General features: G+C 69.9%; 9 protein-coding genes. 5 read left to right on the top strand and 4 right to left on the bottom strand.

The window, feature by feature from the left end; genetic code table 11:
- Positions 1-12 precede the first annotated feature (12 nt).
- The 3 genes from ABL844_RS03925 (at position 13) to ABL844_RS03915 (ending at position 4,523) form a co-directional block, all read left to right on the top strand.
- On the top strand, positions 13-2,253 hold the full coding sequence (locus ABL844_RS03925; protein WP_418130528.1) for a protein-disulfide reductase DsbD family protein: 2,241 nt from the start codon (positions 13-15) through the stop codon (positions 2,251-2,253).
- 107 nt (positions 2,254-2,360) lie between these two features.
- Entirely contained in the window at positions 2,361-3,053 is a 693-nt protein-coding gene (locus ABL844_RS03920) for a thioredoxin family protein (protein WP_184634398.1), read from the top strand.
- Between the two features lie 132 nt (positions 3,054-3,185).
- Complete coding sequence (locus ABL844_RS03915; protein ID WP_184634397.1) at positions 3,186-4,523, top strand: MFS transporter; 1,338 nt, start codon at positions 3,186-3,188, stop codon at positions 4,521-4,523.
- Between the two features lie 10 nt (positions 4,524-4,533).
- On the opposite strand, the gene ABL844_RS03910 is transcribed toward ABL844_RS03915, so the two are convergent.
- From ABL844_RS03910 to ABL844_RS03895, 4 genes are all read right to left on the bottom strand, one after another.
- A complete protein-coding gene (locus ABL844_RS03910; protein ID WP_418130527.1) occupies positions 4,534-5,952 on the bottom strand; it encodes a TPM domain-containing protein in 1,419 nt (472 codons plus the stop codon).
- A gap of 136 nt (positions 5,953-6,088) precedes the next feature.
- A complete protein-coding gene (locus ABL844_RS03905) occupies positions 6,089-7,516 on the bottom strand; it encodes an aldehyde dehydrogenase family protein (protein ID WP_418130526.1) in 1,428 nt (475 codons plus the stop codon).
- A gap of 28 nt (positions 7,517-7,544) precedes the next feature.
- Positions 7,545-8,567, bottom strand: a complete 1,023-nt coding sequence (locus tag ABL844_RS03900; RefSeq protein ID WP_369659746.1) for an alpha/beta fold hydrolase — start codon at positions 8,565-8,567, stop codon at positions 7,545-7,547.
- Positions 8,568-8,736: 169 nt separating this feature from the next.
- Entirely contained in the window at positions 8,737-9,624 is an 888-nt protein-coding gene (locus ABL844_RS03895; protein ID WP_418124208.1) for an alpha/beta fold hydrolase, read from the bottom strand.
- 305 nt (positions 9,625-9,929) lie between these two features.
- Between ABL844_RS03895 and hemE the strand changes: the two genes are divergently transcribed.
- Both hemE and ABL844_RS03885 read left to right on the top strand, forming a co-directional pair.
- Positions 9,930-11,039 carry a uroporphyrinogen decarboxylase gene (gene hemE / locus ABL844_RS03890; RefSeq protein ID WP_126021608.1) on the top strand — a complete coding sequence of 370 codons (1,110 nt, stop codon included), beginning with the start codon at positions 9,930-9,932 and terminating at the stop codon, positions 11,037-11,039.
- A gap of 477 nt (positions 11,040-11,516) precedes the next feature.
- The gene (locus ABL844_RS03885) at positions 11,517-13,592 is read left to right on the top strand and encodes a primosomal protein N' (RefSeq protein WP_311736973.1); all 2,076 of its coding nucleotides are present in this window, start codon (positions 11,517-11,519) and stop codon (positions 13,590-13,592) included.
- Positions 13,593-13,622: the final 30 nt, after the last annotated feature.

Here is a 13,622-nt window from a genome sequence, read left to right as displayed (position 1 = left end):
CCGACTGACGGCATGATCTTCCCGCGCATCCAATTCGCTACGCTTCTGATAGCAACAGCCGCAGCCAGCATGCCGGCGCTGGCGCAATCGACACCCGAACTGGCGTCCAAACCGGGCGCGGTGGTCACCACTCCCCATGTGCGCGCTGAACTCGTCGCCCACGCCCCCGACGGCGTGACACCCGGCGCTCCGGTATGGGTCGGCCTGCAGATCGCGCACCAGCCCGAGTGGCACACCTACTGGAAGAACGCCGGCGATTCCGGCCTGCCCACCGAGATGACGTGGACGCTGCCGGCGGGCGTGTCCACCGGCGAGATCGCATGGCCGGCGCCGAAGAAGATCCCGGTCGGCAGCCTCGCCAACTACGGTTACGAGAACACCGTGCTGCTGCCAGTGCCGCTGGAGGTGTCCACGCTCTACAAGCCGCCGGTGGCGCTGGGCGGCACCCCGGCGATGGACATCCAGCTCAAGGCCTCCTGGCTGGTCTGCCGCAAGGAATGCATTCCCGAGGAGGGCGCCTTCACGCTGGCGCTGCCGCTGCAGGGCTCGACCGCGCTGCACAAGGCCGAATTCGACACCGCCCTCGCCGCCCGCCCGCAGCCGCTGGCCAGGCCGGGCGCCGTCGAGGTCGAAGGCCACAGCCTGAAGGTGCGGCTCGAGGGCCTGCCCGCCGCCGCGCAGGGCAAGACGCTGGAGTTCTTCCCCGAGACACCCGAGGTGATCCGCACCGCGGCCGTCTCCGGCAAGGACTGGACCCAATCCTGGCAAGGCGACACCTGGACCGCCACGATGCCGCTGGCCGATCAGCGCAGTGCCAGCCCCACCGTCATGCCGGTGGTGGTGACGCTGCCCGAGGCCGACCGGCAGGCCGGCCAGCCGGTGGCATGGCGCGCCGAGGCGCCGGTTTCGGGCGCCTGGCCTGCGGCCGCCGCGCCGCGGGCAGCCGAGGTTTCACCAGCGCTGCAGGCCGCGCTCGCGGCCAATGCCGCGAATGCCGGTGCGGCAAAGGCCGCCGAGCTGCCCGCCCCGTCTTCCACCACCTTCCTGGCCGCGCTGCTGGGCGCCCTGTTCGGCGGCCTGCTGCTGAACCTGATGCCCTGCGTGTTCCCGATCCTCGCGATCAAGGTGCTGGGCTTCGCGCGGCAGGCCGGCAACGCCAGCGCGCACCGCAAGGCCGGGCTGGCCTACACGGGCGGCGTGATGCTGTCATTCCTCGCGCTCGGCGGCGGCATGCTGGCGCTGCGCGCGGCCGGCGCCGGGCTGGGCTGGGGCTTCCAGCTGCAGTCGCCGGGCGTGGTGGCTGCTCTTGCCGCACTTTTCACGCTGATCGGGCTGAACCTCGCGGGCGTTTTCGAATTCGGCCGCGCCGCGCCCTCTTCGGTGTGCAGCGCGCAGGCTAGGCATCCGCTGGCCAACGACTTCCTTTCCGGCGTGCTCGCCGTGGTCATCGCATCGCCCTGCTCCGCGCCGTTCATGGGGGCCTCGCTCGGTTTCGCCATCGGCCTGCCGGCGGCGCAGGCGCTGCTGCTGTTCGTGGCGCTGGGCTTCGGGCTGGCGCTGCCGTACCTGGTGGCCGGTTTCGTGCCCGCCGTGGCCTACCTGCTGCCCAAGCCCGGCCCGTGGATGGGCACGCTGCGCCGCCTGCTGGCCTTCCCGATGTTCGCCACCGTGGCCTGGCTGGTGTGGGTGCTCGGCCAGCAAAGCGGCATCGATGGCGCGGGCACGCTGCTGGCGCTGCTGGTGTGCATGGCCGCCATCGTCTGGGCGCTCACGCTGCGCGGGCGCACGCGGCTGGTGATCGCGGGCGTGCTGATCGCCTTCACCGCCGTGCTCACCGCCGCCATCGGCCGCAACGTGCTGCAGGTGGTTGAGCCCGCGAAGCTGGCATCGGCCGCCACGAAGGACGGGGCCGGCCAGCGCTGGCAGCCCTGGTCCGCCGAGCGCGTGGCGCAGTTGTCGGATGCGGGCCGGCCGGTCTTCATCGACTTCACCGCCGCATGGTGCGTGACCTGCCAGTACAACAAGAAGAGCACCCTGTCCGACGAGCAGGTGCTGGCCGACTTCGACGCCAAGAAGGTCGCGATGCTGCGCGCCGACTGGACCCGCCGCGACCCCGCCATCACCGCCGCGCTCACCGCGCTGGGCCGCAGCGGCGTGCCGGTGTACGTGCTGCAGGCGCCGGGCAAGCCGCCCGTCGTGCTGACGGAGATACTGGGCAAGGACGAGGTCCGCGCCGCTATCGCCGCCCTTTGACGCCGCGCTTTGACCACCGGCCTGACATGGGTTGTCACAAGCACTTGAAGAAACCGTTCTAAGCTGCAGTTGTTGTTTGGAATTTTGTCTTGGAGTTCAAGCTGGCCATGTCTCTCTCGCCAACCGCCGACTCGCGTTCCTTCCGCGCCGCGCGCAACGCCCGCGCCGCCCTGAGCCGGGCCTCCCGCCGTGCCGTCGTCGCCGCCGCCGTGGCGCTGGGCGCCACCTTCCTGATGGGCGGCAATGCCGCCGCAGCGCCCGCAGTGGGCCAGCAGGCGCCCGATTTCGTGGCCGTCGACACCACCGGCGCCAAGCACAAGCTGTCCGATTTCGCGGGCAAGTTCGTGGTGCTCGAATGGACCAACCCCGGCTGCCCCTTCGTGCGCAAGCACTACGGCAGCGGCAACATGCCCGCCACGCAGAAGGCCGCCACCGACAAGGGCGTGGTGTGGCTGGCCATCAATTCCACCGAGCGCGCCGCCACCGACTACCTCAAGCCCGAGGCGCTCGACGCCTGGATGAAGTCGCAGAAGGCCGCGCCCACCGCCGTGCTGATGGACGAGGACGGCCTCATCGGTCAGGTCTACGGCGCGCGCACCACGCCGCACATCTTCATCATCGACCCCAAGGGCACGCTGGTGTACGCGGGCGGCATCGACAGCATCGCCTCGGCGCGGGTGGACGACATCAAGACCGCGACCAACTACGTGAACCAGGCCCTGGGCGAGGCCTTCGGCGGCAGGCCGATCTCGGCTGCCGCCACGCGGCCCTACGGCTGCTCGATCAAGTACAAGACCTGACGGCCGGGCAATTGGCCACACCCGCCGCGCGGCGGGTGACAGCTACCTGACCGCCGCAGTCAGGTAGCGGTCGGGGAGCCGCTACTACCCTTGGGCGAGCACATCGCCAGTACTGCCCAAGGGGACAACAAGATGAATCCTGCGCCCAGCGCCGCGCAAAAGGGCAACGCTGCCCGCGCCTCCACCGCTTCCTCCTCCAAGTTCGCCACCGTCCTGCGCGTGACGGGCGGCAACTTCATGGAGATGTTCGACTTCTTCCTGTTCGGCTTCTACGCCACGCAGATCTCGAAGGCCTTCTTCCCGGCCGGCAACGAGTTCGCCTCGCTGATGCTGACCTTCATGACCTTCGGCGCCGGCTTCCTGATGCGGCCGCTGGGCGCGATCTTCCTGGGCGCCTACGTCGACCGCGTGGGCCGCCGCCAGGGCCTGATCGTCACGCTCGCGCTGATGGCGCTGGGCACGCTGCTGATCGCCTGCGTGCCGGCCTACGCGACCATCGGCCTCGCGGCCCCGGTGCTCGTGCTCATCGGCCGGCTGCTGCAGGGCTTCTCGGCCGGCGTGGAGCTCGGCGGCGTGTCGGTGTACCTGTCGGAGATGGCGACGCCGGGCCACAAGGGCTTCTACGTGAGCTGGCAGTCGGCCAGCCAGCAGGTGGCCATCGTCGTGGCGGCCGCGCTGGGCTACTGGCTCAACGTGACCTTCACGCCGCAGGAGATCGGCGACTTCTACTGGCGCATTCCCTTCTTCGTGGGCTGCCTGATCGTGCCGGTGCTGTTCATCATCCGCCGCTCGCTGCAGGAGACCGAGGAGTTCATGGCGCGCAAGCACCGCCCCGACGCGCGCGAGATCTTCCGCTCGATGGTCGCCAACTGGGGCCTCGTCATCGCCGGGATGATGCTGGTGTCGATGACCACGGTGTCGTTCTACCTGATCACCGTCTACACGCCCACCTTCGGCAAGGCCGTGCTGCACCTGAGCACCACCGACGCGCTGATCGTCACGCTGTGCGTGGCCATCTCCAACTTCTTCTGGCTGCCGGTCATGGGCGCGCTGTCCGACCGCGTGGGCCGCAAGCCGCTGCTGATCGTGTTCACGGTGCTGACCATCCTCACGGCCTACCCGGCACTCAAGTGGCTGGTGGGCGCGCCGAGCTTCGCGCGCATGCTCGAAGTGGAGCTGTGGCTGTCGTTCCTGTACGCAAGCTACAACGGCGCGATGGTGGTCGCGCTCACCGAGGTGATGCCGGTCAACGTGCGCACCGCCGGCTTCTCGCTGGCCTACAGCCTGGCCACCGCGATCTTCGGCGGCTTCACGCCGGCCATCGCCACGGGGCTTATCGAGATGACCGGCGACAAGGGTGCGCCGGGCCTGTGGATGACGGGCGCCGCAGTGTGCGGCCTGATCGCCACGCTGGTGCTGTACCGCCGCAACGTGAATCCGGCCGACGCCGGGCGCGTACCGGTGGTCTGATCGACGGCTACTACCAGCTGCCCGAGGCGCCGCCTCCGCTGCTGGAGCCGCCTCCGCCGGACGAGGAACTGCCCGACGAACTGCTGCCACTGCTGCTCGAAGAACTGCTCGACGAGCCGCTGCTCCAGCCGCTGTCGGAGTTGTCGCCATCGCTGCTGCCCGAGCCGAAGATCGGGAACACGAACATGAACAGCAGCGCCAGCACGGTCGCGACGGCCACCGGGATCCACGTCTCGCCTGGGAACGGTCCGGGCTCGGTGATCGCCACCGCTGCAACGGCCACGCCCGCCACCACGATCCAGCGGATCACGAAGCCCCACGCGCTGCCGTCGCGCCAGGTGTTGCGGACGCCGAAGACGATGACCGTGGCCAGCAGGCCCGCGCCGCCGATGCCCAGCGCCCACAGGAAGCCGGGCCAGAAGGCCTCGCCGCCGACCATGAAGGCGATGCACGCCAGCGCCGCGATCACCGCCGCGATGCCGCCGAGCACATAGGCCACCTCCTTCACGCGGCCGCAGAGGTAGCCGAGGCCGTAGAGGAAGAGCGCGGGAATCGCCAGGGCCATTGCCATGAACGGGTTCAGCAGCATGGCCGCCCCGCCCAGCGGACCCGCGCCGACCAGGCCGAGCACGAGCCGCCAGTCGCGCGGCCTGGCGGGCGCTTCGGGTTCGATCTCCCGCAGCGCCTGCGCCCAGGGCTCGGGCCGCTGCACGCGGCGACCGCGCTTGCCCGAACGCTTGCCGCGCGAAGGCGGCCGCGCGGCGCGGCGGCGCGTGCCGACCAGCGGCCCCGCGCCCAGCCCATGCCACGCCCCCACGCCGATGCTCCACAGCATGACGCCGAGGAAGGCCTTGCCTTCGGGCGTGAGCCCCCCGCCGGATGCCGCCGGCACAGGGTCTTCGTCCACCGGCAGCGGCGTGGGCGAGCTGTCCGATGCGAGCGTGTCCGGCAATGCCGCCGGCGCGCCGATCAACCGCGACAGCGCGCGCACCGCGTCCTTCAGGCCGGCCGCGTAGTCGCCCTCGCGAAAGCGCGGCACCATCTGCCGGTCGATGACGGAGGACGCCTGGATGTCGGTGATCGTGCCTTCGAGGCCCTTGCCGACCTCGATGCGCATCCGGCGGTCCTTCAGCGCGACGAGCACCAGCACGCCGTCGTCCTCGTCCTTGCGGCCCAGCTTCCAGCGCGCGAACACGCGCGTGGCGTATTGCTCGATCGCCTCCTGGCCCGTCGTCGGCACGATCAGCACCGCGAGCTGCGCCTGCGTGCTGCTCTCGAGCTCCGAGATGTCGTTGCGCAGCGCGTCGGCATCGCCCGCGCTCAGCGTGTTCGTGAGATCGACCACGCGCGTCTTCATCGGCGGCACGGGCACGAGGGCCGTCTTCGTCTGCGCGAACGCCGGGCATGAGCCGAGCGCGATGCACAGCAAGATCGGGACGCAGAAGAGCCACGCCCAGGCCCTCGATTGCCTCCTGCCGGCGTTCAACGCGACGGAAGCGGATTTTGTAGAAAGCATGAGGCAGGATAGCGCCTGCCCCACCCCTCCTTGCCGCCCCCGCGCGGCTTCAGCCCGGCTGCGCGACAGCCACCGTCTTCGGTTCCAGGAAGGCCTCCATGCCGAAGAGCCCGAACTCCCTGCCGATGCCCGACTGCTTCACGCCTCCGAAGGGCGCGCTCAGCTCGGGCGTGACCCGGTTGACCAGCACCGTGCCGGCGCGCAGCCGCGAAGCCACATCCAGCGCGCGCTGCTGCTGCGAGGAGAAGACATAAGCCTGCAGGCCGTACGGCGAGTCGTTGGCGATCTCCACCGCCTCGTCCTCGCCGTCGTAGCCGATCACCGAGAGCACCGGCCCGAAGATCTCCTCGCGCGCGATGTCCATGTCGTTGCGCACGTTCGCGAACACGGTGGGCCGCACGAACCAGCCCTTGTCGAAGCCATCCGGGCGGCCCTCGCCGCCGGCCACGAGCGTCGCGCCCTGCTCGAGCCCGCGGCGGATGTAGCGCTGCACCCGCTCGAACTGCGCCTTGCTCGCCAGCGGCCCGACCGCGGTGGCGGGGTCGCGCGGATCGCCCACGCGCATGGCCGCAGCCGCCGCGCGCAAGAGCTCGATGGCCTGCGCCATCTGCGGGTTGGGAATCAGCAGGCGCGTGCCCGCCACGCAGGCCTGGCCGTTGTTCATGAAGGCCGCGCCCAGCGCCATGGGCAGCACCGCCGGCAGGTCGGCATCGTCCAGCACCACGGTGGCCGACTTGCCCGAGAGCGCGAGGCTCACGCGCTTGAGCGTGTCCAGGCCCGCGCGTGCGATGAGCTTGCCGGTGGCCGTGGAGCCGGTGAACGAAATCTTGGCGATAGCCGGATGGGTGGCGATCTCGTCGCCCACGTCGCCGCCGCGCCCGAGCAGCACGTTGACCGCGCCCGCCGGCAGGCCGGCCTCGTGCAGCGCCTCGGTCACGACCTGTGCCTGCAGCGGACTGAACTCGCTGGGCTTGATCACCGATGCGCAGCCCGCGGCGATGGCCGAGGCCAGCTTGCTGCAGATGCTCCCGGCGGTGCTGTTCCAGGGCGCGATGAGGCCGGCGACGCCGACCGGCTCCATGCGCACGATGGCGTCGCCCATGCGGCGCTCGAACTCGTAGCCTTCCAGCATGCGCGCCGTGTCGGCAAAGCATTGCGAGGCGTAGTTGCTGACCCATCGCGAGCGGGCCAGCGGACCGCCGTACTCCTCGATGGTGGCTTCGCAGATCTGCTCGGTGCGCGCGAGCACGGCGGCTTCGAGGCGCCTGAGCATGTCGATGCGCTGCGCCTTGGTACTGGCCGCCAACACTGGCTGCGCGCGGCTCGCGGCCTCGATCGCGCGCTTCGCGTCGTCGCGGTTCGCCAGCGTCACGGTGCCGATAGGCTGGCCGGTGGCCGGGCTGACGATCTCCAGCCGCTCGCTGCCCTGCACGGGCACGAAGGCGCCGTCGATGTAGGCCTGATGGATGTTCCACATGGCGATTGCTCCTGAGCTCCAGGCTTCATCAGCCTCGCGCGGCGTCGATCACGGCCTTCGTGAAGGCCTCGGGCGCTTCCTGCGGCAGGTTGTGGCCGATGCCGCCGCTGACCAGCCGATGCTCGTAGCGCCCCGAGAACTTCTTCGCATAGGCGCTGGGCTCCGGATGCGGCGCGCCGTTGGCGTCGCCTTCGAGCGTGATGGTGGGCACGCCGATCACCGGCGCCTTGGCGAGCCGGTCCTCCAGCGCCTGGTACTTCGCCTCGCCTTCGACGAGGCCGAGTCGCCAGCGGTAGTTGTGGACCGTGATCGCCACGTGGTCGGGGTTGTCCAGCGCCACGGCGCTGCGGTCGAAGGTGGCCGCGTCGAAGTTCCACTTGGGCGACGCCGTCTGCCAGATCAGCTTGGCGAAGTCGTGGCGGTTCTTCTCGTAGCCCGCGCGGCCGCGCTCGGTCGCGAAGTAGTACTGGTACCACCACTGCAGCTCGGCCTGCGGCGGCAGCGGCACCTTGCCGGCCTCCTGGCTGCCGATGAGGTAGCCGCTCACCGACACCAGCGCCTTCACGCGCTGCGGCCACAGCGCGGCCATGATGCAGGCCGTGCGCGCGCCCCAGTCGCAGCCGGCGACGGTGGCGACCTGGATCTTCAGAGCGTCCATCAGCGCGATGATGTCCACCGCGACCACCGACTGCTGCCCGTTGCGCGGCGTGTCCGCCGACAGGAAGCGCGTGGTGCCGTAGCCGCGCAGGTACGGCACGATGACCCGGAAGCCCGCCGCCGCGAGTGCCGGAGCCACGTCGACGAACATGTGGATGTCGTAGGGCCAGCCATGCAGCAGGATCACCGGCGCGCCGTCGGCCGGACCCGCCTCGTAGTAGCCGATGCTGAGCGTGCCGGCATCGATGCTCTTGAGCGGCTCGAGGCGCCTGGAAGACGAGCCTGTGGCGGCCTGCGCGAAGGCTGGCGTGAGCGCTGCGAGCTGCGCGGCCGCGGCACCGAGGGCCGTTGCGGCGAGAAAGTTTCTGCGGGGCAGTTGGAACGACGTTGACATTGGATTTCCTGAGTGACTGAGGGTGGAGGGGTTGGCGGACCCGAATGTCGCCCCTCCGGCCGCCGTTCTCCCGGCCCTGCGTATCGCTGTGTATCTGGCGCTGTCTTTTCAACAAAACATTTCGTTCTTCGGGCCCGTGTGCCGATGAACCGAAGCGCTCACGAGCGCGTCATGCAGGGGCGTGCACCCGCCCCAGAAAGGCCCGCATCAACGCCTCCACCTCGTCGAGATGAGTTTCCAGCAGCCAATGGCCGCCGTCGAGCAGATGGAACTCGGCCTCGGGCAGGTCGCGGAGGTACGCGCGCCCTGATTGCTCCGGCATGTAGTGATCCTGCGGGCCCCACACGATCAGCGTGGGTGGGCGGTGCGTGGCGAGGTACTTTCGGTGCCGCGGGAACCAGGCGCGGTTCTCCTTCAGCCCCGCGATCAGGTCGACCGCTACCTCCTTGCGCTCCGGCGTCATCAGCGACCAGTGCAGCTTCCACAGGTCGGGCGGAATGCGTTGCGCGAGCTCGGGGCGCACCGCGTTCAGAAACTCCTCCTTGAAGATCTCTTCGGTGATCGCCTTGGACAGCTGCTCGCGCATCTGCCGCGCGGGCAGCGTCCAAGTCTGTTCGATCTCGGCGTACTTGGGCCCCAGCGCGTCCTCGTAAGGGATGTCGCCGTTCTGGATGACGAGGGCCGCCACGCGCTCGGGCGCCATGATCGCCAGGCGCGCGCCGATCGGCGAGCCGAAGTCGTGCAGGTAGAGCGCGAAGCGCTGGATATCCAGCGCCTTCACGAAACGGTCGAGAAAGGCCGCGTAGCCGTCGAAGCTGTAGTCGAAGTCTTCCGGCGTGGCGCTGTAGCCGAAGCCCGGATAGTCGGGCGCGACCAGCCGCCAGCGGTCGGCCAGCCTCGGCATGAGCTCGCGGAACTCGTAGGACGAGCATGGGTAGCCGTGCGGCAGCAGCACGGCGGGCGCATCGGCCGGACCGGCTTCGCGATAGAAGGTGTCGACCTCGCCCAGCTGAATGCGGCGATGCCGCACGCGGGTATCCGTCTGGCGTGTGTTCATGCGTGATCTCCTGTGCCGGGTTGATTCATCCGCCGCAGGCTAGGAGCGCCTTCACGCATCGCGGGTCGGCTCGGTCGCACCCGTGCCGTAGGCCAATGCCGAGGCCCGGGCAAAGGCCGGCGGGCATCACACCAGCCGCAGCCCCCCATCGCACTCGACGACCGTCCCCGTGGTGTAGCCGTTCTCGAGTCGCCGGCCTGCGAGGCGTCGCTGCCGTGGGAGGCCGCGCACGACGGCGATCCGGGGTTGCAGTGGCCAAATCGGTCGCCTGGGAGGCCAGGACACACCCCTGCGACAATCGCCCGATGCCCTTCGCCCCCCTGCAAAACGACACTTTCCTGCGAGCCTGCTGGCGCCAGGCCACCGACCACACGCCCGTCTGGCTGATGCGCCAGGCCGGCCGCTACCTGCCGGAGTACGTGGCCACCCGCGCCAAGGCGGGCAGCTTCATGGGGCTGGCCACCAACACCGGCTACGCGACCGAGGTCACGCTGCAGCCTCTGGAGCGCTATCCGCTGGACGCTGCCATTCTTTTCTCCGACATCCTGACGGTGCCCGACGCGATGGGCCTCGGCCTGTCGTTCGAGGCCGGCGAGGGCCCGCGCTTCGCGCGCCCGGTGCGCGACGAGGCGGCGGTGGGGGCGCTAGAGGTGCCCGACATGGAAAAGCTGCGCTATGTGTTCGACGCCGTGGCCTCGATCCGCAAGGCTCTGAACGGCCGGGTGCCGCTGATCGGATTCACGGGCAGCCCGTGGACGCTGGCCTGCTACATGGTGGAAGGCGCGGGCTCCAGCGACTACCGGCTGGTCAAAAGCATGCTCTACGGCCGCCCCGACCTGATGCACCGCATCCTCGCGGTCAACGCCGACTCGGTGGCCGCGTATCTCAACGCCCAGATCGACGCCGGCGCGCAGGCCGTGATGGTGTTCGACAGCTGGGGCGGCGTGCTGGCCGACGGCGCGTTCCAGGAATTCAGCCTCGCCTACACGGCCCGCGTGCTGGCCGGCCTGAAACGCACCGGCGCCGACGGCCAGCCGGTGCCGCGCATCGTCTTCACCAAGGGGGGCGGCCTGTGGCTGGACGACATGCGCGCGCTCGACTGCGAGGTGCTGGGCGTGGACTGGACCGTCAACCTGGGCGCCGCGCGCCGCAGGGTCGCAGAGGGCACGGACGGCACGGCCAAGGCGCTGCAGGGCAACATCGACCCGAACGTGCTGTTCGCGCCGCCCGCGCAGATCGAGGCCGAAGTGGCCAAGGTGCTGGAAGCCTTCGGCAAGCCGCATGCCGACCGCACGACCCAGGGTCCGACGCACATCTTCAACCTGGGCCACGGCATCAGCCAGTTCACGCCGCCGGAGCACGTGGCGGCGCTGGTGGCCGCGGTGCACGCGAAGTCGCGGGCGATGCGTGGCTGAAATTGTTATCGGCCTGAACCGGTCGGCGCAGGCGCAGCAGCCTTGAGAAGTCGGCCCGCGGCCGTTTGTCAAGCGCAAAAACGGTATATGCATCCGCACTTATGCACAAAACACGTGTTGCAGTGCGCAAGATTTCCGGGTTACCCATCTTCCTTGCTTCCAAAGAGATAGCAAAGCTAAGTCGTTGATTTATATAGAGTTTGAACTTTGCTTTTTTTCCGGGCAATCCAGCCGGAGCCTTGATTTTCAAGGCTTGGCAGCGAGTCCAGCCCGCTTGTCAACAAAGTTATCCACAGGAACTCTGGATGAGGCCCAAAGCGCTGAAAAATCAATGACTTAAGCGCCCTTGCTCGAAGACTTTTTAACAAACCGCCCCAAGAAGGACTTCCCATCTCCACCGCCGGACTGCCTCTCGACGAGCCCCTCCAGCCGACGAACGGCGCCCCGCCGGCGCTGCCGTGGCGGCTCGACATCGCCGTGCAGACGCCCGCGCACGCCGCGCTCGGCGACCTGCTGAGCTACGCCGGCGCCGAGCCCCTGCCGCCCGGCACGCTGGTGCGCGTTCCGCTGGGCAAGCGCGAGGTGCTGGGCGTGGTCTGGAACGAGCCGGTATCGCTCGTGGGCGCTGAGCCCGACATGACGCTCAAGCCGGTGGGCGCGGCGCTCGACGCGCTCGCGCCGCTGGGAGAGGGCTGGCGCGACCTCGTGGCTTTCGCCGCGCGCTACTACCAGCGCTCCATCGGCGAGATCGCGCTGGCCGCCCTGCCGCCGCAGCTGCGCGACCTGTCGACGGCGCAGCTCGCACGCCGGCTCAAGCGCAAGAGCGCGGCCGGGCCGGTCGCGCAGACGGCCGAGTCGTCGAACCCGGTGGCACTGAGCGCCGAGCAGACCGCCGTGCTGGCGCGCATCGAGGAGGGAACAGGCACCTTCCTGCTGGCCGGCAGCACCGGCAGCGGCAAGACGGAGGTGTACCTGCGCTGCGTGGCCGACCTGCTCGCGCGCGAGCCCGGGGCTCAGGCGCTGGTGATGGTGCCCGAGATCAACCTCACGCCGCAGCTCGAAGCCCGCTTCAAGGCGCGCTTCGGCGAGGAGGCGGTGGTGTCGCTGCACAGCGGCATGACCAACCCGCAGCGCCTGGCGAGCTGGCTCGCGGCGCACAGCGGCGCGGCGCGCATCGTGTTGGGCACGCGCATGGCGGTGTTCGCGTCGATACCGGCGTTGAAGCTCATCGTGGTCGACGAGGAACACGACCCCAGCTACAAGCAGCAGGAAGGCGCGCGCTATTCCGCGCGCGACCTCGCCGTGTGGCGCGGCCAGCGCGAGAAGGCACGGGTGATCCTGGGCTCGGCCACGCCCTCGCTCGAAAGCTGGCACCAGAGCCGCCCCGCCGAGGGCGAAGACCCCGGCGGGCGCTACGTGCGGCTGGCCATGCCCTCGCGCATCGGCGCGGGCGAGCTGCCGGCCGTGCGGCTGGTCGACATGAACCTGCAGCCGCCGAAGACGGTGATCTCGGGCGCGCTGCTCGACGCGATCGGCCAGCGCATCGCGCGCGGCGAGCAGAGCATGATCTTCCTCAACCGGCGCGGCTATGCGCCGGTGCTGGCGTGCGGCGACTGCGGCTGGAAGAGCGAATGCCCGCACTGCAGCGCGTACCGCGTGTTCCACAAGATCGACCGCACGCTGCGCTGCCACCACTGCGGCTTCACCGAGCGCGTGCCGCGCGCCTGCCCGGCCTGCGGCAACCCCGACATCGCGCCCGTGGGCCGCGGCACCGAGCGGCTCGAGGAGCATCTGGCGGAGCTGTTCTCGTCGGTGAAGCGGCCCGACGGCAGTGCGGTTCGCATCGCGCGCATCGACGCCGACAGCACCAAGAAGCAGGGCGCGCTCGAATCGCAGCTCGCGGCCGTGCACGCGGGCGAGGTCGACGTGCTGGTGGGCACGCAGATGATCGCCAAGGGCCACGACTTCCGCCGCATCACGCTGGTGGCCGCGGTGAACCCCGACGGCGCGCTGTTCTCCAGCGACTTCCGCGCGCCGGAGCGGCTCTTCAGCCTGCTGATGCAGTCGGCCGGCCGCGCGGGCCGCGACGCCGCGTACCTCGCAGCGCAGGGCGCAACGGCCGAGATGTGGATACAGACGCACCACGCGCAGCACCCGCTCTTCATGGCGCTGCGCAGGCACGACTACACCGCCTTCGCCGCGCAGCAGCTCGACGAGCGCCGCGCCGCCGGAATGCCGCCCTTCGCGTTCCAGGCGCTGCTGCGGGCCGACGCGCGCGAACAGTCGGTGGCGCAGGGTTTCCTGAACACGGCGGCCGACCAGGCCGAGTCGCTGCCGGGCGCGGACGTGGTCACACGCTATCCGGCGGTGCCGCTGGCGATACAGCGCGTGGCGAACGTGGAGCGCGCGCAGATGCTGATCGAAAGCCCCTCGCGCGCCGCGCTGCAGAAGCTGCTTGCGGCGTGGCAGCCGCTGCTGCACGAACTGAGGCGAACGCCGCAGGGCAAGGGCGTGATCCGCTGGCTGATCGACGTCGATCCGCACAGCATCTGAGCGTGCGGGCGCGGTCGGCCCTCAGACCGC

It is taken from the genome of Variovorax sp. 278MFTsu5.1, from assembly GCF_048305045.1.
In the GTDB taxonomy this organism is placed as follows: domain Bacteria; phylum Pseudomonadota; class Gammaproteobacteria; order Burkholderiales; family Burkholderiaceae_C; genus Variovorax; species Variovorax guangxiensis.
This window is presented reverse-complemented; position numbering and strand designations above follow the sequence as displayed.